Source organism: Brevibacillus sp. RS1.1 (assembly GCF_013284365.1).
GTDB lineage: Bacteria > Bacillota > Bacilli > Brevibacillales > Brevibacillaceae > Brevibacillus > Brevibacillus brevis_D.
This window is the reverse complement of record NZ_JABSVA010000015.1, coordinates 1-19,032: the sequence shown is the minus strand read 5'-3', so window position 1 is coordinate 19,032 and position 19,032 is coordinate 1. Positions and strand designations below refer to the sequence as shown.

The following is a 19,032-nucleotide window of genomic DNA, read 5'->3' as shown; positions in this document are numbered from 1 at the left end:
GGAGGATATCCTAGATGGCAACAAGATTGAAAGAAAAGTATACGAGCGAAATCGTACCTAGCTTGATGAGCAAGTTCAACTACACTTCCATCATGCAAGTGCCGAAAGTAGAAAAGATCATCATCAATATGGGTGTTGGCGAAGCGGTAGCGAACGCTAAGTCCTTGGATACTGCAATTGAAGACCTGCAAATCATCGCTGGTCAAAAGCCTGTAGTAACAAAGGCTAAGAAATCCATCGCGGGTTTCAAATTGCGTGAAGGTATGCCGATCGGTGCGAAGGTTACTCTGCGCGGCGAGCGTATGTACCACTTCCTCGACAAATTGATGAACGTATCTCTCCCACGTGTTCGTGACTTCCGTGGAATTTCTTCCAAGGCTTTTGACGGTCGCGGTAACTACACACTTGGTCTGAAGGAACAACTGATCTTCCCTGAGATCGAGTACGATAAAATTGATAAAGTTCGTGGTATGGACATCGTTATTGTTACTTCCGCGAAAACGGATGAGGAAGCTCGTGAGTTGCTGACTCAAATGGGTATGCCATTCCGTAAATAAACCCACTCGTAAGGAGGGAAGAATGTGGCAAAGAAATCAATGATCATCAAGCAACAGCGGGAGCCGAAGTTTGCAGTACGCGCGTACACACGTTGCGAGCGTTGCGGACGTCCTCACTCCGTATTGCGCAAATTTAAACTCTGCCGTATTTGCTTCCGTGAACTTGCTTATAAAGGTCAAATTCCAGGCGTGAAAAAAGCAAGCTGGTAATTTGAAACGGGAAGGAGGTTTTCTCTCATGGTTATGACTGATCCAATCGCAGATATGTTGACACGAATTCGTAACGCCAACATGGTTCGCCACGAGAAAGTGGAAATCCCGGCGTCCACCATCAAGAAGGAAATCGCGCGCATTCTGAAAGAAGAAGGCTTCATCCGCGATGCGGAGTTTGTTGAAGACAACAAACAAGGAATCATCCGCGTATTCCTGAAATATGGTGCAGGCAACGAGCGTGTTATCACAGGTCTGAAACGTATCTCCAAGCCAGGACTTCGTGTTTATGCAAAGAACAATGAAGTACCTAAGGTTTTGGGTGGTCTCGGTTGCGCGATCATCTCTACATCCACTGGTGTAATGACTGACAAGCAAGCTCGTCAAGCTCACGTAGGTGGAGAGGTTCTCGCATACATTTGGTAATTAACAGATTGTAAATAGCACAGGAGGTGCACCACATGTCTCGTGTCGGTAGAAAACCGATCGTGGTCCCTGCAGGCGTTACCCTCACTCTGAACGGTACTGAGCTGACGGTAAAAGGCCCTAAGGGTCAACTCGTTCGTAGCTTCCATGAAGATATCAAAATCAACATCGCTGAAAACGAAGTAATCGTTGAGCGTCCAAGCGATAACAAACTTCACCGTTCCCTGCATGGTACGACTCGTGCGCTGGTATCCAACATGGTAACTGGCGTATCTGAAGGCTTCACTCGTACCCTGGAACTGGTCGGTGTAGGTTACCGTGCTGCTAAGTCCGGCAACGGTGTTACTCTCTCTCTTGGTTTCTCCCACCCAGTGGAAGTTACTCCAGAAGAGGGTATCGAAATTGATGTACCAAACCAAACCACTTTGGTGGTAAAAGGTATCAACAAAGAGCGCGTAGGCCAAATTGCTGCTGAAATCCGTTCTCTGCGTAAACCTGAGCCATACAAAGGTAAAGGTATCAAGTACAGCAATGAAGTTGTTCGTCGTAAAGAAGGTAAAAAAGGTAAATAAGCTTCTAGCTTCATGAGAAAGGAGGCCGCTTAATGTTTACGAAAGCTGATAAAAACAAAGCTCGGAAAAAACGTCACCTGCGAATCCGCAAACGTGTGATTGGTTCTACCATTCGCCCACGTCTGAACGTATTCCGTTCTTCTAAGCACATCTACGCTCAATTGATCGACGATGCAACTGGCGTAACACTGGTATCTGCATCTTCTTTGGATAAAGAGCTGGGCCTGAATAATGGCGCAAACGTGGAAGCTGCTACAGCTGTTGGCACACTGATCGCTAAGCGTGCACAAGAAAAAGGTGCGACTGAAGTGATTTTTGACCGCGGTGGTTACATCTATCATGGACGTATTAAAGCACTGGCAGAAGCAGCTCGTGAAGCTGGTCTGCAATTCTAACAACAAGGAGGGTAAGGAATGCGTATCGACCCTAGCAAATTAGAGCTCGAAGAAAAAGTAGTCGCAGTTAACCGTGTAGCAAAAACGGTTAAAGGTGGACGTCGTATGAGCTTCAGCGCCTTGGTTGTTGTGGGAGACCGTAACGGCCACGTAGGTGCTGGTATGGGTAAAGCTCAAGAAGTTCCAGACGCCATTCGCAAAGCGATTGACGATGCTAAGAAAAAATTGATCCGTGTACCGATGAGAGGAACAACTGTTCCGCACCAAGTACTGTGCCAATTCGGCGCTGGTAAGGTTCTCATCAAGCCTGCTGCCCCTGGTACAGGTGTTATCGCTGGTGGACCTGTTCGTGCCGTACTCGAACTGGCTGGTGTAGGCGATATTTTGAGTAAGTCTCTTGGTTCCAACAATCCTATCAACATGGTCAACGCTACGCTGGAAGGCCTCGGTCGTCTGAAAACAGCGGAAGATGTCGCGAAATTGCGCGGTAAGACTGTTGACGAGTTGTTGGGTTAATAAGGAGGGAATGAACATGGCAAAATTGCAAATCACCCTCAAACGCAGCCTGATCGGTCGTACTGTAGATCAGCAAGACACTGTAAAAGCTCTGGGTCTTCGCAAAATCAACTCCACTGTAGTGAAGGAAGATAATCCTGCAATTCGTGGAATGGTTTTCAAAGTGAAGCACTTGGTAGAAGTGAAAGAAGTAGAAGCTTAATTGAACATCTCAATTAGTTAGGAGGTGCAACGTATGAAATTGCATGAACTGCAACCTGCAGAAGGATCCCGTCACACTCGTAAGCGCATCGGTCGCGGTATTGGTAGCGGTACTGGCAAAACTGCTGGTAAAGGTCACAAAGGTCAAAACGCTCGTTCCGGTGGCGGCGTACGCCCTGGTTTCGAGGGTGGTCAAAACCCATTGTACCGTCGTCTGCCTAAGCGTGGTTTCACTAACATCAGCCGCAAAGAATTTGCGATTGTTAGCTTGGACGCGCTGAACCGTTTCGAAGAGGGCACTGTAGTAACACCTGAGCTGTTGAAAGAAACTGGTGTTATCAGCGCGCTGCGCGACGGTGTTAAGGTTCTTGCTAACGGTGAACTGACTGTGAAGCTGACTGTAAAAGCTCACAAGTTCTCCGGAGCTGCTGCTGAGAAGATCGCACAAGTCGGTGGAACAACCGAGGTGATCTAATGTTAGCGTCCTTAACTAACATTTTCAAAATTAGCGACCTTCGTCGCAAAATCCTTTTTACGCTCATGATGCTGGTCGTTTTCCGGATCGGAAGCTATGTGCCAGTTCCTAACGTAAATGTCGCGTTGTTTCAGCAGAATACAAACCAATTACTGGGCTTGTTGAACACCTTCTCAGGTGGTGCACTGCATAACTTCTCGATTTTTGCCATGGGTATCATGCCGTACATTACGGCATCGATTATCATGCAGCTGATGTCCATGGATGTTGTGCCTAAGCTTACGCAATGGGCTCGTGAAGGGGAAGTTGGTCGTCGCAAGATTGCCACCGTTACCCGTTACGCTACAATTATCCTTGGTTTGATTCAGTCTGTAGGGATGACGATTGGATTCAACAATATGGCGCCTGGTTTACTAAACGACACGTCGGTTAGCAGCTATGCACTCATTGCGTTGACTTTGACAGCTGGGACTGCATTCATGATGTGGATGGGGGAACAGATTACGGAGAAGGGTATCGGTAACGGGATTTCGATCCTGATCGTTGGTGGGATCGTCGCTAACATTCCGCAAGGGATTACGACGATTTACACAACACAGTTCGCTGACCCATCTCAAAACGTATTCTTCAGCGTCGTCAAAGTTCTGCTTATCCTATTGGTGATCCTCGCCATCATTGTCGGGGTTATCTTTATGCAGCAAGGCCTTCGTAAGATTCCAGTGCAATATGCGAAACGAGTGGTTGGACGCAAAATGTACGGTGGTCAATCTACCCACATTCCACTGAAAATCAACTCTGCTGGTGTTATTCCTGTTATCTTTGCGGTATCGCTGGTAATGTTCCCGTCAACGATTGCTCAGTTCTGGGTGGATGCATCTGGACAAGGATTTGCTAACTGGATTTATCAGAACTTCCAAGTCAACAAACCATTAGGAATGACGCTTTACGCTATCTTGATTCTCGGATTCACCTACTTCTACACATTCGTACAGATCAACCCTGTACAAATGGCAGAAAACATGAGAAAAAATGGCGGTTACATTCCTGGTATCCGACCTGGTAAAAACACTGAGGTATTCATTACTCGTACATTAAACCGGTTAACATTGGCGGGCGCTTTGTTCTTGATGATTATTGCGATATTGCCATTCTTCTTCGGTAGTCTTGCAAACTTGCCACAATCCATTTACATCGGTGGTACATCGCTGTTGATCGTGGTTGGGGTAAGCTTGGATACAATGAAGCAGATTGAAAGTCAAATGATCAAACGCCACTACCAAGGGTTTATCAAGTAATGACTTAGATGTTTACAGAAAAGCTTCAGTAGCTTTTTTGATGGGACGGAGGGAATGGACGTGAATATAATTCTGATGGGACTGCCTGGAGCCGGTAAAGGGACACAGGCAGAACGTATCGTAAAAGAGTTTGACATCCCGCACATTTCGACTGGCGACATGTTCCGAGCTGCGGTCAAAAACGAAACGCCGCTCGGACTAGAGGCAAAATCCTACATGGATAAAGGTCATCTCGTCCCAGACGAGGTTGTCATTGGTATTGTGCGGGAGCGCCTTTCGATGGATGACTGCGCTAAGGGATTCCTCTTAGATGGTTTTCCGCGCACAGTTCCTCAGGCGGAAGCGTTGACAGCTACAGTAAAAGAGCTGGGACGCGAAATTGACCATGTAATTAACATCAACGTTCAACGCGAGCAATTGATTGAACGTCTGACCGGTCGCTGGATCTGCCCTGTTTGCGGTGCTAGCTATCACACGATGTTCAATCCTCCAAAAGAGGCTGGCGTATGTGATAAAGACGGTGGTAAGCTGTATCAGCGTGAAGACGACAAGATCGAAGTGGTAACACAACGCCTTGACGTGAATATCGCTCAAACACAGCCACTTATCGACTACTACTCCGCACAGGAACTTCTGCGAGATATCGATGGAGAACAAGATATCCAGGTAGTGTTTGCGGAAATTAAGTCTTTGTTGCGAGGGTAATTGCGAATGATTATCCTAAAGTCGAAAGCAGAACTTGAGGTTATGCGCGAAGCTGGTCGTATCGTCGCACTCACCCATCAAGAACTGGCCAAGGCGATCAAGCCTGGTGTCACGACGAAGCAGCTAGACGAAATTGCCGAGACCTTTATTCGAAGCATGGGAGCAATTCCATCGTTTAAAGGCTATGGTGGCTTTCCAGGAAGTATCTGTGCTTCAGTCAATGAAGAACTCGTACACGGGATCCCAGGTAAACGGGCGTTACAAGAAGGAGACATTATCAGTATCGACATTGGTGCCCAGTTTCAGGGTTATCATGGCGACTCCGCTTGGACGTATCCGGTCGGTAAGATTTCAACAGAAAACCAGAAGCTACTCAGAGTAACGGAAGAGTCCTTGTACAAGGGGCTTGAAAAAGCTGTTCCAGGTGGACGCTTATCCGATATCTCTCATGCGATTCAGGTTCATGCAGAAGCTGCCGACTTCACACTCGTTCGCGAGTATGTGGGGCATGGGATCGGGCAAAACTTGCACGAAGATCCGCAGGTTCCTAACTACGGCCCTCCTGATCGAGGACCACGGTTAAAACCAGGCATGGTGTTGGCAATTGAGCCAATGGTAAATGCCGGCGAACGTTATGTCCGCACATTGGAGGACAATTGGACGGTAGTAACAGTGGATCGGAAAACTTGTGCTCATTTTGAACACACCATCGCGATTACGGAAGATGGCTATGAGATTTTTACACGGACATAAAAACGGTAGTTCCGAACGATTCGGGATTGTCGTCCAACGTGTCGACGATAAGTTCGTTGTGTGATCATTTCGCAAAACTCATGGTCCGACTGAAGAGCAGAAGAAAGGAGAGTTTACCATGGCAAAAGATGATGTAATTGAGGTGGAAGGTACGGTAATCGAACCTTTGCCAAATGCTATGTTTCGAGTAGAATTAGAGAATGGACATAAAGTCCTTGCTCACGTCTCTGGAAAAATCCGCATGCACTTTATCCGTATCCTGCCGGGGGATAAAGTAACTGTTGAACTGTCGCCGTACGACTTAACCCGCGGACGTATTACGTACCGCTATAAATAGTAAGCAAAACCCCTAGAAAAGGGAGGCAAGAACCATGAAAGTGAGACCTTCGGTTAAACCGATCTGCGAGAAATGCAAGGTTATCCGTCGCAAAGGTAACGTAATGGTTATTTGTGAAAATCCGAAGCATAAGCAAAAACAAGGGTAAACAAGGAGGTGCTTTTGACACATGGCACGTATTGCAGGCGTAGACTTGCCGCGCGAAAAACGCGTTGAAGTTGCTCTTACCTACATTTTTGGTATTGGCCGCCCCACGTCTCAAAAAATTCTGTCCGCTACTGGCGTAGATATGAACACTCGTGTTCGCGATCTGACAGAAGATGAAGTGAACAAACTTCGTGAGTACATCGACAAAACTGTGAAGGTAGAAGGTGACCTCCGTCGTGAGATCTCCCTCAACATCAAGCGTCTGATGGAAATCGGTTGCTTCCGTGGCATCCGCCATCGTCGTGGACTTCCAGTTCGCGGTCAACGTTCTAAAACAAATGCTCGTACGCGTAAAGGTCCACGCCGTACAGTAGCAAACAAGAAGAAGTAAAGGAGGGTAATCTGACATGGCGAAAAGAAAACAAGCTACAGCAACACGTACCCGTCGTCGTGACCGTAAGAATGTTGAAGTCGGCGTAGCACACATCCGTTCTACTTTCAACAATACGATCGTCACAATCACGGATCCACACGGTAACGCGATCTCTTGGTCCAGTGCTGGTTCCCTCGGCTTCAAAGGCTCCCGTAAAAGCACTCCATTTGCTGCGCAAATGGCTGCTGAAGCGGCTGCACGCGTTGCTATGGAACACGGCATGCGTTCCCTTGAAGTATCGGTAAAAGGCCCAGGTGCAGGTCGTGAAGCTGCGATCCGTTCCCTGCAAGCAACTGGTCTTGAAGTGAACATGATTAAAGACGTGACGCCAATTCCGCACAACGGTTGCCGTCCACCAAAACGTCGCCGCGTGTAACTGGTTTATATCGTTCAGAACATGTCCATACTAGAATGGTAAATTCTGATTTATAGCTTGTCATGCACGCAAACGGTAAACCGCCGGGGAAATTCCTGAGTGGGCACGTATGCGGCCCACCCAAGGATTTCGACGTTTTGAAGGAGGGTTTGTTTAATGATAGAAATAGAAAAACCAAAAATCGAGGTTGTGGAAGTTAGCGACGACAACTCGTATGGAAAGTTTGTTGTAGAACCTCTAGAGCGCGGATACGGAACTACCCTTGGCAACTCGCTGAGACGAATTCTTCTTTCGTCCTTGCCAGGCGCGGCAGTTCGTACTGTTCAAATCGATGGGGTTCTTCACGAATTCTCTACGGTTGAAGGCGTCGTTGAAGATGTAACCGAGATCATCCTGAACATCAAAGGCTTGGCGCTGAAGATCCATTCCGATGAAGAAAAAGTAATCGAGATCGATGCAGAAGGCGAAGGCGTTGTCAAAGCGGGAGATATCCGTGCTGACAGTGATGTGGAGGTCTTAAACCCTGATCTTCATATTGCAACGTTGGCCAATGGCGGTCGTCTGCATATCCGCATGACAGCTGGACGTGGTCGTGGTTATGTTCAATCTGATGGAAACAAATCTGAGGATCTGCCTATTGGTGTGATTCCGATTGATTCGATCTACACGCCGATCAAGCGCGTTAACTATCAAGTGGAAAATACCCGTGTAGGGCAAATGACCAACTATGACAAGTTAACACTTGAGGTTTGGACTAACGGTAGCATCAGTCCGGAAGAAGCCGTGAGTCTCGGCGCAAAAATCATGACGGAGCACCTGAACCTGTTCGTCGGTCTGACTGACGAGGCGAAGGATGCAGAAATCATGGTAGAGAAGGAAGAGGACAAGAAAGAGAAAGTCTTGGAGATGACTATCGAAGAGCTCGATCTTTCTGTTCGTTCCTACAACTGCTTGAAGCGTGCCGGTATTAATACCGTGCAAGAGCTGACGCAGAAGACCGAAGAGGACATGATGAAAGTACGCAATCTGGGGCGCAAATCTCTTGAAGAAGTTCAAGAAAAGTTAGCTGAACTGGGCCTGTCCCTGCGCAGCGACGACTAGAGTAGCAAACCAAGAAGCAAACTTTTGTTCTCTCGATTAAGAGGGAGGTAAACCACATGGCACAACGTAAATTGGGTCGTCGTAGCTCAGCTCGTAAAGCGCTGTTCCGCGACTTGGTAACAGACCTGATCATCAACGAGCGCATCGAAACTACAGAGATGAAGGCGAAAGAATTGCGCCCAATCGCTGAAAAAATGATCACGCTCGCTAAACGTGGCGATCTGCATGCTCGCCGTCAAGTTGCTGCTTTCGTTCGTAAAGAAGTTGCGAATGCTGAAGGCCGCGATGCTGTTCAAAAACTGTTCGATGAAATCGCTCCTCGCTTCAAAGAGCGCAACGGTGGATACACTCGTATCCTGAAAGCCGGCCCTCGCCGTGGCGACGCTGCTCCAATGGCGTACATCGAATTCGTTTAATACATGTAAACTGGTCATTTACTCAGGTTGTAAGCCTGGTAGATTACCGCGAAAAGGGTGGGGGCAGATCTGGTCATAGGCTGGACTCTGATTCAACCCTTTTTTCCTTTCTCTTCGAAATCCTGCTAGTCAGTTCCCTGTGAAGGTTGGGGAGGTTGTGAATGCCTCATGAATGAAGATAACCTGCTGGCATTGCGAGATGTTTCTTATACCTACGATGGTGAGGATGGCCAACGGGTTCCGGTATTACAAAGTGTTGAGCTTACCATTCAAAAAGGTTCCTTTGTATCCGTATTGGGTCACAACGGTTCCGGCAAATCAACGATGGCAAAGCTGATGAATGCTCTGTTGCTTCCAGAAGGCGGCACAGTACTTATCAGTGGAATGGATACGAAAAATGGGGAGCAGCTTTGGGAAATTCGACGACATGTTGGCATGGTCTTTCAGAATCCGGACAATCAGATTGTTGGGGCCACTGTGGAAGATGATGTCGCCTTTGGCCTAGAGAACATGGGTGTGGACCCCAAAGAGATGCGAGATCGTATTGATGAGGCGCTCGTTTCTGTAGGGATGGAGTCTTATTTACAGGCACAACCACATCGTCTGTCTGGTGGTCAAAAGCAACGAGTGGCGATTGCAGGGATTATGGCGATGCGTCCTTCTGTCATCATTTTGGATGAAGCGACAGCGATGCTTGATCCACAAGGGAGAATGGAAGTGCTGAACCTGGCTCGTCAACTGAACCGTGATGAGGGACTTACGATCATAAACATTACCCACTTTCCGGAAGAAGCCATCTATTCGGATAAGGTCATCGTCATGAATGCGGGTGAAGTCCTGATGGAAGGTAAGCCGAGTGAAGTGTTTAATGAGGTAGATCGTTTGAAACAGGTGGGACTGGATGTGCCATTTGCCGTACGACTGCGACACGCACTTCAGTCCAAAGGGATTGATTTACCGTTTGTCCTGCATCAAGAGGAGCTGGTGGAGCACGTATGCAAATTACTTTTGACCAAGTAAGCCATATCTACGCAAAGGGAACACCGTTCGAGCGAGTTGCCTTACACAATATTTCGCTGACGATTCCATCCGGTTCGTTTGTCGGAATTATTGGCCACACGGGCTCAGGTAAGTCAACGCTGATTCAGCACTTGAACGGGTTGCTGATGCCTAGTTCAGGGCAGATTACCCTGGGTGATGCGGTCATTACTCCAAAGCGACGATTACCCCATGCTCAGAGGCGCGATATTGGGCTCGTCTTTCAATATCCTGAACATCAGTTGTTTGAAGAAACGGTTGCGAAGGATGTTGCTTTTGGACCGTTCAATTTTGACTTGCCAACGGAAATGGTGGAAGCGCGCATAAAGGAGTCCCTTGAAATTGTTGGCCTGGATTATGCCACGATCAAGGATCGTTCGCCATTTCATTTGAGCGGCGGACAAATGCGACGTGTTGCTTTGGCTGGTGTTCTTGCCATGCAGCCGAAGGTTCTGGTATTGGATGAACCAACTGCGGGTCTTGATCCTGCGGGACGAGTCACGATTCTTGAAGGGATCTACCGGATTCATCGGGAACAAAACCTCACGACACTATTGGTTACGCACAGCATGGAAGAGGCAGCCCGCTATGCAGACTATTTGCTTGTGATGGCACAAGGTCAAGTAGCTTTGCAGGGGAAGCCGGAGGAAGTATTCATGCATGTGGATCGTCTCCGAGAGCTGTCTTTGGATGTACCGGAAACGGTGGCTCTCGTATCGCAAATGAATCAAATGCTGCCGGACAAGGCTAGTCTGCCGAGCTCCCTTTATCGGGAGGAAGAGCTGATTGCCCATCTGCTGGAACGACTGTCCGTACCAAAGGAGGGCTAGGCATGCTGCAGAATATCGCAATTGGTCAATACGTACCAGGGCAATCTTTTTTACATCGTGCAGATCCGCGAAGCAAGCTTCTCTTCATCATTCTTTTTGCTACCTTGATTTTTCTGGCTAACAATACAGTTACGTACGCCATACTCATTGGTTTTACCTTGTATGCTGCACTTCTTTCTAGGCTTTCCTTGTCCTATATATTAAAAAGCTTAAAACCTGTCTGGATCCTGATTTTGTTTACCGTAGTCTTGCATATTTTTATCACAAAAGGCGGAACGGTTTACTTTCAGTGGGGATGGTTTACAGTAGAAGAACAGGGAGTTCGCCAGGCGATCTTCATTTCTTTGCGGTTGGGACTTTTGATTCTCATTAGCTCCCTACTAACACTGACAACCTCTCCAATCGATTTGACGGAAGGTTTGGAGCGTTTACTAGGACCACTAGGGAAGATCGGCATACCGGTTCATGATATAGCCCTGATGATGTCTATTGCACTCCGGTTCATTCCGACCCTGATGGAAGAAACGGATAAAATCATCAAGGCGCAGACCGCCAGAGGAGCCAATTTCACCAGTGGAAGTCTCGTACGTAGAGCCAAGAACCTGATTCCGATCGCTATCCCATTGTTCGTCAGTGCGTTTCGGCGTGCTGAAGAACTGGCTTTGGCGATGGAAGCGCGTGGCTATCGCGGGGGAGTGGGGAGAACGAGGCTGAATAAGCTGACGTTCACTTGGCGTGATGGAATCGTAGCTGTTGTGAGTGTGATCTTGGTAATCGTGATTGGATGGTGGCGTACATGAAGCGACTGCGATGTGTATTGGCATATGACGGAACTGACTTCAGCGGTTTTCAGGTACAGCCAGATCAAGTAACGGTCCAGGGGGAAATTGAAGCCGCATTGAATCGGGTTACCGGAGAGGATATCCAAGTCTTCGGTTCAGGCCGGACAGATGCGGGTGTTCATGCACGCGGTCAAGTGATTCACTTTGACACGTCCAGCAACATTCCGATGGATAAATGGCGGTTTGTGTTGAACAATCAATTGCCTGATTCTATTGTCATTCGGACAGTCGAAGAGGTCGATGCCTCTTTTCATGCGCGTTTTGACGTGCAAGTAAAAGAATATCGATATTGTATCGACAACAATCCAGTGGCAGATGTATTCCGGCATCGTTACGCCGACCATGTCCGGTTTCCGTTAGATGTAGACGCAATGCAGCAGGCTGCTCATTATTTGGTGGGTGAACATGATTTTACTTCCTTTTGCTCGGCAAAGACATACGTCGAGGACAAGGTTCGGACTGTGTACGGGCTCTCCGTGGAAAAAATCGGAGACGAGGTTTGGGTGACATGCCGAGGCAACGGTTTTTTGTACAACATGGTTCGAATTATTGTGGGGACTTTGGTTGAAGTAGGGCAAGGAAAAAGAAACCCTGCTGAACTGAGGGAAATCCTCGCCGCATGTGATCGGGAAAAGGCAGGTAAGACAGCACCAGCCAAGGGTCTGACCATGTGGGAAGTTGTCTACTAGTTTTCAGATTTCCAACTATTAGACGAACGAGCAGCACTTGACTATGGGGCGTCTATGTAGTACGATATTCCTTGGTATTTTAACCCCGCCTAGCCCCACTCTAGCCCCGGGATTGAAACAAGATCGTGATTACATGGAACACCTGGAAGAGTTGCTCACCCGTAACAGCAATTATCTTCCATTGCAAGTTTCGGTTGTTTTGGTTATAAGTAGATGGAAATGTGTTAGGTAAGATATTTAGGAGGGACAAAAATGCGTACCACATATATGGCGAAACCGCTCGAAGTTGAGCGTAAATGGTACATCGTTGACGCTGAAGGCCAAACGCTGGGTCGTCTGGCGAGCGAAGTAGCTTCTATCCTGCGCGGAAAATTGAAACCAGAATTCACTCCTCACGTTGACGCTGGCGATTTCGTAATTGTAATCAACGCTGACAAAGTGAAATTGACTGGTAACAAACTGAACGACAAAATTTACTACACTCACTCCCTGTATCCAGGTGGTTTGAAAAAGACCACTGCTGGCGCAATGCTGAACAAGCGACCAGATCGTATGTTCGAACTGGCGGTAAAAGGCATGCTGCCTAAAAACAGCCTGGGACGTCAAATGTTCACCAAGCTGAAAGTATACGCTGGAACTGAGCATCCACACGCAGCACAAAAACCAGAAGTTTGGCAAATTCGCGGTTAAGGTAAAGGGAGGAAATATACGTGGCACAAGTACAATACTACGGTACAGGTCGTCGTAAGCACTCCGTTGCACGCGTTCGCCTGGTTCCAGGTGAAGGTCGCATCGTGATCAACAAGCGTGAAATGGATACTTACTTTGGTTTGGAAACACTGAAATTGATCGTAAAACAACCACTCGTTCTGACTGAAACTCTTGGTCGTTACGATGTATTGGTTAACGTAAACGGCGGCGGAACCACTGGTCAAGCTGGTGCAATCCGTCACGGTGTTGCTCGCGCTCTGCTGAAAGCAGATCCGGAACTGCGCGGCGCTCTGAAACGCGCTGGCTTCCTGACTCGCGACCCTCGTATGAAAGAGCGTAAGAAATACGGCTTGAAAGCAGCTCGTCGCGCACCTCAGTTCTCCAAGCGCTAATTGCTGTTCGATACAACCCCCTTGTCTGTTCGCAGGCAGGGGGTTTTTCCTTTTCACAAACGGGTATATTTGTCCATGTTTGTCCATATGATGGAACGAGAATGGGACAAAGGGGACGATACACTGTGACACGAAAAGGAGTAGGCTGGATATTAGCTTTTGCCGTGCTTATGCTGTTGTTCACCTACGAAGCGCCTGATCGTTCTTCCTGGCAGGCATGGTCGCTGCCGCTGACGGGAACGGTCATAGCCATTGACCCTGGGCATGGGGGAATAGACGGCGGTGCCGTTTCCAAAGCCGGGGATGTAGTTGAGAAAGAAGTGACTTTGGCCATTAGCATGTACTTGCGGGATTTCCTTCAGCAGTCAGGAGCGTTTGTTGTTATGACGAGGGAGGAAGACAAGGATTTGGCGAGTCCAGATGCGGCGCAGGCACGCAAACGAAAATCTGAGGATATTCGAAACCGAGTAAGGCTGGTCAATGATAGTACACCGGATTTTTTGGTCAGCATACACGTTAATTCCATCCCTTCTCCGAAATGGTCAGGAGCACAGACTTTTTATTCCCCTAGCTTCAAAAAGAGTGCAGAAGTTTCTTATTTGATACAAGATGAAATCAAACGGGTGATCGGTCATACAGATCGGGTTCCGAGTAAGACGAACAATGTGTTTTTGATTCGGGAAGTTAACTGCCCGGCCGTTTTGGTAGAAGTAGGCTTTGTCAGCAATACGGAGGAGGCAAAGCGACTTCAGAGCGTTGAATACCAAAAGGCTATGGCAAATGCCATTTATCAAGGGATACTGCGTCAGTACTCGGGAGAAAAAGCGCCAATTACACCTTAAGAGGGCGGTGGTCGTGTTCCGCCCGCCCGAATATGCTATAATGAACGCGCATACGCTGTTGTTATACCAGCATGGAAATGTTTGAAAAGATCATAGATGAGGTGAACCAGAATGTTGACCAGAGAACAGGTTCTCGAAGCACTACGCGATGTAAAAGACCCCGAAATTAATCGTAGCTTGGTCGAGCTCAACATGATTCGGGATATCCATATTGAAGGCAAGACAGTAAGTCTCACGGTCGTTCTGACGATTTCGGGTTGTCCGCTCAAAGCCAAGATCGAGGATGATGTCATCGCAGCTGTGAAAGCGTTAGGAGCCGAAGAAGTCCACCTGCAATTCGGTTCAATGACAGATGAGGAACGTGCGGCTCTGTCTGCCCAATTACGTAAGAACCAAGGTGGGCAAACACATAACATGACACCGGGACAAGCTCCCGTCTTAAATCCGATCTTGGCGAAGGATTCGAATACGACCTTTATCGCGGTCACTTCCGGAAAAGGTGGCGTCGGAAAATCGACGGTGACAGTGAACCTGGCTGTTGCGCTCGCGCGTTTAGGAAAAAAAGTGGGCATTATCGACGCAGACATTTACGGCTTTAGCGTGCCCGATATGATGAATATTGAACAACGTCCAACCGTGATTGGCGAAACCATTCTGCCTGTTGAAAAGCAAAACGTAAAAGTTATGTCCATGGGTTTTTTTGTGGAGGACAACTCTCCGATCATTTGGCGTGGCCCTATGTTGGGGAAAATGCTGCGTAACTTTTTCACGGAAGTACACTGGGGCGAAGAATTGGACTACCTCTTGCTGGATTTGCCTCCAGGAACGGGGGACATGGCTCTTGACGTGCACACCATGATTCCGCAAAGCATGGAGATTGTGGTAACGACTCCTCATGCTACCGCGGCGTTTGTAGCAGCACGGGCAGGCGCTATGGCAAAGCGGACCGGTCATGAAATCCTCGGTATTGTAGAAAATATGGCATGGTACGAAGCAAAGGATGGTTCGAAAGAATACGTATTCGGGCGTGGTGGAGGAGCTAAGCTTGCCGAGACATTGACATGTGAGCTGCTCGCTCAAATTCCGCTGGGACAACCGGATAATCATCCATCTGAACCTGATTATTCCCCATCCATCTATGGAGGAAAGACCGAAATTGGTCAGCTTTACATCGATATGGCCAAACGTGTCATAGAAAAATGCGGGGAAGCCGTCAAACAGTAAGATCCAAGAAGATGAAAAAGGTGGGCTCTACAATAGAGCTCACCTTTTCGTTTTAAGAAGATTTACCGCTGCCTCCGCCAGAAGAACCTCCGCCGGAACCTCCACCTTTACCTTCTTTTCCTTTTCCTTTTTTCTTCGGCTTCAGTTCCTTTGGCTTTGTCAGGTCCTCGGATACTTTGGTCATGATCTTCATGAGTTCAGCCTGGAACAAAGGACTTTGCAAGGAATCCTTCATCACTTGCATGGTTTGCTGTCGATAAGCAGAGCTTTTCATCAGGTCCATCAAATTTTTCTCAAACTCAGGGTCTTTCATTACGCTTATGAGCTCTTTTTGGTATTCAGGGTCCTTCATTAGGTCCTTCATTAGCGTTTTTTGTTCGTTTTTCATTGATTTTGCCATGGCGCTTGCGAACTTAGGGTCTTTAAACGCTTCTTTGATGTGCGTGTTATTGGGATTCGTCATGCTTTGAATCAAAGTTGTCCGCACTGTCGACTCGTCCAGCATCAGGTTTTGTTTGAACTTATCATCCTTCATCATTTTCCCTACAGATTGCTTCGCTTCGTCCGTCTGCAATATGTCCAGCACCATGTCTTTGACGCTTTTATAATCAGGCTGAGACGAACTTTGCGCTTGTCCGCCACCCCCGCAACTGGTAAGAACCAGACAGACAAGAGCGGTTAACCAAAAAGACATCGTCTTTTTTCTCATGGGGTGGACACCTCCTTCTTTACTCTGCCTACAAGTAACGTGTGCATTTTGTTTTGTTCTTACGCTAGTATTTTCTTGTATCCATTGGTACAATCATATTCGATGTGGATGGGAGGGAATACTTGGTGAGTTTGCGTAAGTATGGATGGCTTTTTATTACCACACTCTTGCTTGGGGGATTAGGTGGGATCCTGGTTGCCCTTATTTTTGATCTGGACAAGCTGCTTGGAGGAAGCACCGGTAACTTTTTTGTCGGCTTGTTCATGTACCTACTGTATGGAATGACCATTAGCATTGTGGCTCAGATGGGTTTTTTTGCGTATATGACGATTAATTATTTCGCCAAAACAATATTCAAAACCGCTTCCCTATGGAAAAGCGTCCAAGTATTTCTTATTTTGTTTGTCTTTTTCGATATGATTTATCTTCGCTATACGTCCTTCGGTGAAGGAAAAGGATTTGGCCTATACTTTATTGAGCCAACGCTATTATTGATTGTTGCTATTGTTACCGCATATGGAAAAGTAAGTCTGACCAATAAATCTGCATGGATACCGACGACCTTCTTTATGTTTGTTGTTACGGCACTGGAATGGATTCCAGCATTGAAGGAAGATAATGTGCGTGCAACACTGTCCATGCTAGTCCCACTATTGTTTTGTAACGTCTGGCAAGTCATGCAATTGCATCGTCTGGTAAAAAGAGAAAGCTGACCCAATGAAGGTCAGCTTTTTTGGTTTTAGTGAACTTCTTTGCTTTCTACACTTGTACCCGAAATGAGTTCAGATACTGTAACGAATTCATAGCCATCCTTGCGAAGTTGATCAATGATCACTGGGAGGGCAAGATGTGTATCTTTTGCAGAATCGCTCGCGTGCATCAGGACGATGTCGCCTGGATGAGCTTTGGATAATACATTATTGATGATCACATCTGTTCCCGGATTGGTCCAATCTTTTGAGTCCGTATCCCATTGGATGACGGAATACCCCATACGATTCGCGATTTCCAGCACTCGTTTGTCAAAATCACCATTGGGCATCCGAATGAGCGTTGGTTTTTTTCCAGTCATTTCAGTTAAAATGGAGTCCGCTTTGCCCATTTGGGAGCGAATTTCTTCATCGGAGTATTTGGTGTAGTTATCATGCTTGTGACCGTGCGAACCAATTTCTAGACCATCCTCTTTGATTCGTTTCAAGATGTCCGGATGTCGTTGACTCCAAGGAGAGGAGAGGAAAAAGGTCGCTTTGTTTACCTTTTTTTCTTTCAGCACATCCAGTATAGGTAATGCTCGTGTCTCTCCCCAGCTGATATCAAAGGTAAGGGCGATTCTCTTTTCTTTGGTGTCGACCTTATAAATAGCTTGGGGGGCTTGCGTGCTGGCACCTTCAGCAAAGGCAGCAATTGAATCGCGTTCCGCATAACCAAATCCGGCTGTTAGCACGATGGCCACGACAATAATTAAGATTTGCTTTAATCGTTTCGCGCTGATCACGTAAATGAATTTCATGGATAGTACCTCCTTTGTCCGATAACAGTTTATGCAGGGAAGACAAGGATATTCTTTGGCCTGTTGGCTATTGTTGAGGTACAATGCATATAGTGAATTATGAGGCAGTAAAGGGGTGTGGTGCATGGGCAATCGATTGCGGCATTTATGGCTTGATAACCGAAACTATTTCTTCGCCGCATGCTTACTATTTTTGGGTGGGGCCTTGATTGGGTATTTTCAAGCACCGCTCGTTGAAGAGATGGTCGGTAAAATGATGGGTCAATTGAAGGAAATTGCTGAACGGATAAAGGATAACGGCGGCGGACCTTTAGCGGTATTCTGGACGATTTTTTCCAATAATGTTTTTAGTGCATTGATGATGATGGCGCTAGGAATATTGTTTGCGTTATTTCCTATAATTGGAATGCTCACGAATGGAGTGCTGCTTGGATTTATCTTTTTCAAATACAGCGGCGTCGGAGTAAGTCCATGGCTTATTTTTAGTGCAGGAATTTTGCCACATGGAATTTTTGAGCTCCCAGCTATCCTGTTTGCAGCAGGAGTGGGTATTCGTTTAGGGGTGCTGAGTTTACGCTCAGTGGGAGTTCTAATCCAACCGCAAAAGCTGGCAAGATTGAAAAATGACTGGTACGATACACTCAAGCAATTTCCATTAGCGGTTCTTACTGTGGTCGTTTTGTTATTCGTCGCTGCCATTGTGGAGAGCACGATAACTCCAACCCTTCTCAAGGAAACGGTGGGCCAACAACTGCAGCAATTGAACTTACTGAAATAATTCAGATTTGCAAACAAATTGAAGCCTTCCTAAACGGAGGGCTTTTTATTTTGAATAGGGCTGAATTTTGATGGAAAGGATAGAGGAGAGACTCGTAAGGCGGAGGGCGATATCGTTGCTAGGGTTTTTGTTTAATACGAAAGAAGTACAGGAACTTGAATACTTGTTAAAACGTGAGCTGGAAGAGATGCTCCTTGATTTTAGCGATAAACGAATTGATCATCTAGTGAAGCGGGCCATGGAGGAGAGGTACTCGATCATGTTTCGCATGTACGCAAGAATCGCTTCTCCCAATGAGTTATCCAAGTATGTCAGACGCAGAAAACTCGGGGAGGAGCATTATACTTAAAATCTTTTTTAAAAAACATATTGACTCAAAGATAGGTCACGTGATAGATTAGTTCTTGTCCTTAAGACGCCATCACAAATAACGATGAACACTGAGGACAGGAAATTGCTCCTTGAAAACTGAACAGCGAAAGCGTTAATGAGTCTATCATTAAACGATTTGCCAGCTTTGAACCAGTAACAAACTTTATTGGAGAGTTTGAT

30 protein-coding genes are annotated in these 19,032 nt (G+C 47.0%); 28 read left to right on the top strand and 2 right to left on the bottom strand.

From position 1 onward, the window contains the following. Nucleotides 1–14 precede the first annotated feature (14 nt). The 25 genes from rplE to HP570_RS26925 all read left to right on the top strand — a co-directional run bounded on the left by rplE (nt 15) and on the right by HP570_RS26925 (nt 15,483). Nucleotides 15–557, top strand: coding sequence for a 50S ribosomal protein L5 (gene rplE / locus HP570_RS27045; RefSeq protein ID WP_047074703.1), 543 nt, complete (start codon nt 15–17; stop codon nt 555–557). A gap of 24 nt (nt 558–581) precedes the next feature. After that, entirely contained in the window at nt 582–767 is a 186-nt protein-coding gene (locus HP570_RS27040; protein WP_007716256.1) for a type Z 30S ribosomal protein S14, read from the top strand. A gap of 27 nt (nt 768–794) precedes the next feature. Next, a complete protein-coding gene (gene rpsH, locus HP570_RS27035) occupies nt 795–1,193 on the top strand; it encodes a 30S ribosomal protein S8 (RefSeq protein ID WP_012683992.1) in 399 nt (132 codons plus the stop codon). Between the two features lie 35 nt (nt 1,194–1,228). Then, the gene (gene rplF, locus HP570_RS27030; RefSeq protein WP_012683993.1) at nt 1,229–1,765 is read left to right on the top strand and encodes a 50S ribosomal protein L6; all 537 of its coding nucleotides are present in this window, start codon (nt 1,229–1,231) and stop codon (nt 1,763–1,765) included. A 32-nt stretch (nt 1,766–1,797) separates the two neighbouring features. Next, nucleotides 1,798–2,160: a 50S ribosomal protein L18 gene (gene rplR, locus HP570_RS27025; protein WP_017247053.1), complete on the top strand. Its 363-nt coding sequence runs from the start codon at nt 1,798–1,800 to the stop codon at nt 2,158–2,160. An 18-nt stretch (nt 2,161–2,178) separates the two neighbouring features. Next, nucleotides 2,179–2,676 (top strand): 30S ribosomal protein S5, encoded by a 498-nt coding sequence (gene rpsE, locus HP570_RS27020; RefSeq protein WP_007716268.1) that lies wholly within the window; start codon nt 2,179–2,181, stop codon nt 2,674–2,676. A 16-nt stretch (nt 2,677–2,692) separates the two neighbouring features. Next, the gene (rpmD, locus tag HP570_RS27015; RefSeq protein ID WP_012683995.1) at nt 2,693–2,878 is read left to right on the top strand and encodes a 50S ribosomal protein L30; all 186 of its coding nucleotides are present in this window, start codon (nt 2,693–2,695) and stop codon (nt 2,876–2,878) included. Nucleotides 2,879–2,911: 33 nt separating this feature from the next. Next, a complete protein-coding gene (rplO, locus tag HP570_RS27010) occupies nt 2,912–3,352 on the top strand; it encodes a 50S ribosomal protein L15 (protein ID WP_007716272.1) in 441 nt (146 codons plus the stop codon). Continuing rightward, nucleotides 3,352–4,647 (top strand): preprotein translocase subunit SecY, encoded by a 1,296-nt coding sequence (gene secY / locus HP570_RS27005; RefSeq protein WP_012683996.1) that lies wholly within the window; start codon nt 3,352–3,354, stop codon nt 4,645–4,647. Before rplO ends, secY begins: the two co-directional genes overlap by 1 nt. Before the next feature lie 60 nt (nt 4,648–4,707). Next, nucleotides 4,708–5,352, top strand: coding sequence for an adenylate kinase (locus HP570_RS27000; RefSeq protein WP_012683997.1), 645 nt, complete (start codon nt 4,708–4,710; stop codon nt 5,350–5,352). 6 nt (nt 5,353–5,358) lie between these two features. Next, nucleotides 5,359–6,105 (top strand): type I methionyl aminopeptidase, encoded by a 747-nt coding sequence (gene map / locus HP570_RS26995; protein WP_012683998.1) that lies wholly within the window; start codon nt 5,359–5,361, stop codon nt 6,103–6,105. Nucleotides 6,106–6,223: 118 nt separating this feature from the next. Then, nucleotides 6,224–6,442: a translation initiation factor IF-1 gene (gene infA / locus HP570_RS26990; RefSeq protein WP_003333772.1), complete on the top strand. Its 219-nt coding sequence runs from the start codon at nt 6,224–6,226 to the stop codon at nt 6,440–6,442. 34 nt (nt 6,443–6,476) lie between these two features. Further along, nucleotides 6,477–6,590, top strand: coding sequence for a 50S ribosomal protein L36 (gene rpmJ / locus HP570_RS26985; RefSeq protein WP_003333770.1), 114 nt, complete (start codon nt 6,477–6,479; stop codon nt 6,588–6,590). Between the two features lie 21 nt (nt 6,591–6,611). Then, a complete protein-coding gene (gene rpsM, locus HP570_RS26980; RefSeq protein WP_012683999.1) occupies nt 6,612–6,980 on the top strand; it encodes a 30S ribosomal protein S13 in 369 nt (122 codons plus the stop codon). Between the two features lie 16 nt (nt 6,981–6,996). Further along, complete coding sequence (gene rpsK / locus HP570_RS26975; RefSeq protein WP_005828803.1) at nt 6,997–7,398, top strand: 30S ribosomal protein S11; 402 nt, start codon at nt 6,997–6,999, stop codon at nt 7,396–7,398. Between the two features lie 156 nt (nt 7,399–7,554). Continuing rightward, nucleotides 7,555–8,499 carry a DNA-directed RNA polymerase subunit alpha gene (locus HP570_RS26970; protein ID WP_005828801.1) on the top strand — a complete coding sequence of 315 codons (945 nt, stop codon included), beginning with the start codon at nt 7,555–7,557 and terminating at the stop codon, nt 8,497–8,499. A gap of 56 nt (nt 8,500–8,555) precedes the next feature. Further along, complete coding sequence (gene rplQ / locus HP570_RS26965; protein WP_012684000.1) at nt 8,556–8,915, top strand: 50S ribosomal protein L17; 360 nt, start codon at nt 8,556–8,558, stop codon at nt 8,913–8,915. A gap of 168 nt (nt 8,916–9,083) precedes the next feature. Beyond that, the gene (locus HP570_RS26960; RefSeq protein ID WP_173627748.1) at nt 9,084–9,935 is read left to right on the top strand and encodes an energy-coupling factor transporter ATPase; all 852 of its coding nucleotides are present in this window, start codon (nt 9,084–9,086) and stop codon (nt 9,933–9,935) included. Then, entirely contained in the window at nt 9,911–10,783 is an 873-nt protein-coding gene (locus tag HP570_RS26955; protein WP_173627747.1) for an energy-coupling factor transporter ATPase, read from the top strand. The genes HP570_RS26960 and HP570_RS26955 overlap by 25 nt, the downstream gene beginning before the upstream one ends. Before the next feature lie 2 nt (nt 10,784–10,785). Next, complete coding sequence (locus tag HP570_RS26950; protein WP_012684003.1) at nt 10,786–11,583, top strand: energy-coupling factor transporter transmembrane component T family protein; 798 nt, start codon at nt 10,786–10,788, stop codon at nt 11,581–11,583. Then, complete coding sequence (gene truA / locus HP570_RS26945) at nt 11,580–12,314, top strand: tRNA pseudouridine(38-40) synthase TruA (protein ID WP_172143219.1); 735 nt, start codon at nt 11,580–11,582, stop codon at nt 12,312–12,314. Before HP570_RS26950 ends, truA begins: the two co-directional genes overlap by 4 nt. A gap of 252 nt (nt 12,315–12,566) precedes the next feature. Then, entirely contained in the window at nt 12,567–13,004 is a 438-nt protein-coding gene (gene rplM, locus HP570_RS26940; RefSeq protein WP_012684005.1) for a 50S ribosomal protein L13, read from the top strand. A 20-nt stretch (nt 13,005–13,024) separates the two neighbouring features. Next, entirely contained in the window at nt 13,025–13,417 is a 393-nt protein-coding gene (gene rpsI, locus HP570_RS26935) for a 30S ribosomal protein S9 (protein ID WP_005828788.1), read from the top strand. A 125-nt stretch (nt 13,418–13,542) separates the two neighbouring features. After that, entirely contained in the window at nt 13,543–14,259 is a 717-nt protein-coding gene (gene cwlD, locus HP570_RS26930; protein ID WP_137031380.1) for an N-acetylmuramoyl-L-alanine amidase CwlD, read from the top strand. A gap of 111 nt (nt 14,260–14,370) precedes the next feature. Then, the gene (locus tag HP570_RS26925) at nt 14,371–15,483 is read left to right on the top strand and encodes a P-loop NTPase (RefSeq protein WP_173627746.1); all 1,113 of its coding nucleotides are present in this window, start codon (nt 14,371–14,373) and stop codon (nt 15,481–15,483) included. Between the two features lie 52 nt (nt 15,484–15,535). Here HP570_RS26925 and gerD read toward each other — a convergent pair whose 3' ends face one another. After that, a complete protein-coding gene (gene gerD / locus HP570_RS26920; RefSeq protein WP_012684008.1) occupies nt 15,536–16,192 on the bottom strand; it encodes a spore germination lipoprotein GerD in 657 nt (218 codons plus the stop codon). Nucleotides 16,193–16,317: 125 nt separating this feature from the next. On the opposite strand from gerD, the gene HP570_RS26915 reads away from it, so the two are divergent. Beyond that, nucleotides 16,318–16,905 (top strand): KinB-signaling pathway activation protein, encoded by a 588-nt coding sequence (locus tag HP570_RS26915; protein ID WP_172143217.1) that lies wholly within the window; start codon nt 16,318–16,320, stop codon nt 16,903–16,905. 26 nt (nt 16,906–16,931) lie between these two features. Here HP570_RS26915 and pdaB read toward each other — a convergent pair whose 3' ends face one another. Next, complete coding sequence (gene pdaB, locus HP570_RS26910) at nt 16,932–17,702, bottom strand: polysaccharide deacetylase family sporulation protein PdaB (RefSeq protein ID WP_173627745.1); 771 nt, start codon at nt 17,700–17,702, stop codon at nt 16,932–16,934. Between the two features lie 124 nt (nt 17,703–17,826). Here pdaB and HP570_RS26905 point away from each other — a divergent pair, with 124 nt between their 5' ends. Beyond that, complete coding sequence (locus HP570_RS26905) at nt 17,827–18,480, top strand: stage II sporulation protein M (protein ID WP_087351544.1); 654 nt, start codon at nt 17,827–17,829, stop codon at nt 18,478–18,480. A 115-nt stretch (nt 18,481–18,595) separates the two neighbouring features. Continuing rightward, nucleotides 18,596–18,829: a hypothetical protein gene (locus HP570_RS26900; RefSeq protein WP_012684012.1), complete on the top strand. Its 234-nt coding sequence runs from the start codon at nt 18,596–18,598 to the stop codon at nt 18,827–18,829. The last annotated feature ends 203 nt before the right edge of the window (nt 18,830–19,032 follow it).

Bases quoted from the DNA above. Each gene is read 5' to 3' on its own strand.
- rplQ (WP_012684000.1), top strand. From the start codon at position 8,556: ATGGCACAACGTAAATTGGGTCGTCGTAGCTCAGCTCGTAAAGCGCTG.
- infA (WP_003333772.1), top strand. From the start codon at position 6,224: ATGGCAAAAGATGATGTAATTGAGGTGGAAGGTACGGTAATCGAACCT.
- rpmJ (WP_003333770.1), top strand. From the start codon at position 6,477: ATGAAAGTGAGACCTTCGGTTAAACCGATCTGCGAGAAATGCAAGGTT.
- map (WP_012683998.1), top strand. From the start codon at position 5,359: ATGATTATCCTAAAGTCGAAAGCAGAACTTGAGGTTATGCGCGAAGCT.
- rpmD (WP_012683995.1), top strand. From the start codon at position 2,693: ATGGCAAAATTGCAAATCACCCTCAAACGCAGCCTGATCGGTCGTACT.
- rplF (WP_012683993.1), top strand. From the start codon at position 1,229: ATGTCTCGTGTCGGTAGAAAACCGATCGTGGTCCCTGCAGGCGTTACC.
- rpsE (WP_007716268.1), top strand. From the start codon at position 2,179: ATGCGTATCGACCCTAGCAAATTAGAGCTCGAAGAAAAAGTAGTCGCA.
- secY (WP_012683996.1), top strand. From the start codon at position 3,352: ATGTTAGCGTCCTTAACTAACATTTTCAAAATTAGCGACCTTCGTCGC.
- rplO (WP_007716272.1), top strand. From the start codon at position 2,912: ATGAAATTGCATGAACTGCAACCTGCAGAAGGATCCCGTCACACTCGT.
- rpsK (WP_005828803.1), top strand. From the start codon at position 6,997: ATGGCGAAAAGAAAACAAGCTACAGCAACACGTACCCGTCGTCGTGAC.
- gerD (WP_012684008.1), bottom strand. From the start codon at position 16,192: ATGAGAAAAAAGACGATGTCTTTTTGGTTAACCGCTCTTGTCTGTCTG.
- pdaB (WP_173627745.1), bottom strand. From the start codon at position 17,702: ATGAAATTCATTTACGTGATCAGCGCGAAACGATTAAAGCAAATCTTA.
- HP570_RS26950 (WP_012684003.1), top strand. From the start codon at position 10,786: ATGCTGCAGAATATCGCAATTGGTCAATACGTACCAGGGCAATCTTTT.
- rplE (WP_047074703.1), top strand. From the start codon at position 15: ATGGCAACAAGATTGAAAGAAAAGTATACGAGCGAAATCGTACCTAGC.
- rplR (WP_017247053.1), top strand. From the start codon at position 1,798: ATGTTTACGAAAGCTGATAAAAACAAAGCTCGGAAAAAACGTCACCTG.
- rpsM (WP_012683999.1), top strand. From the start codon at position 6,612: ATGGCACGTATTGCAGGCGTAGACTTGCCGCGCGAAAAACGCGTTGAA.
- truA (WP_172143219.1), top strand. From the start codon at position 11,580: ATGAAGCGACTGCGATGTGTATTGGCATATGACGGAACTGACTTCAGC.
- HP570_RS26960 (WP_173627748.1), top strand. From the start codon at position 9,084: ATGAATGAAGATAACCTGCTGGCATTGCGAGATGTTTCTTATACCTAC.
- HP570_RS26925 (WP_173627746.1), top strand. From the start codon at position 14,371: ATGTTGACCAGAGAACAGGTTCTCGAAGCACTACGCGATGTAAAAGAC.
- HP570_RS26905 (WP_087351544.1), top strand. From the start codon at position 17,827: ATGGGCAATCGATTGCGGCATTTATGGCTTGATAACCGAAACTATTTC.
- HP570_RS26970 (WP_005828801.1), top strand. From the start codon at position 7,555: ATGATAGAAATAGAAAAACCAAAAATCGAGGTTGTGGAAGTTAGCGAC.
- HP570_RS26955 (WP_173627747.1), top strand. From the start codon at position 9,911: ATGCAAATTACTTTTGACCAAGTAAGCCATATCTACGCAAAGGGAACA.
- rplM (WP_012684005.1), top strand. From the start codon at position 12,567: ATGCGTACCACATATATGGCGAAACCGCTCGAAGTTGAGCGTAAATGG.
- rpsH (WP_012683992.1), top strand. From the start codon at position 795: ATGGTTATGACTGATCCAATCGCAGATATGTTGACACGAATTCGTAAC.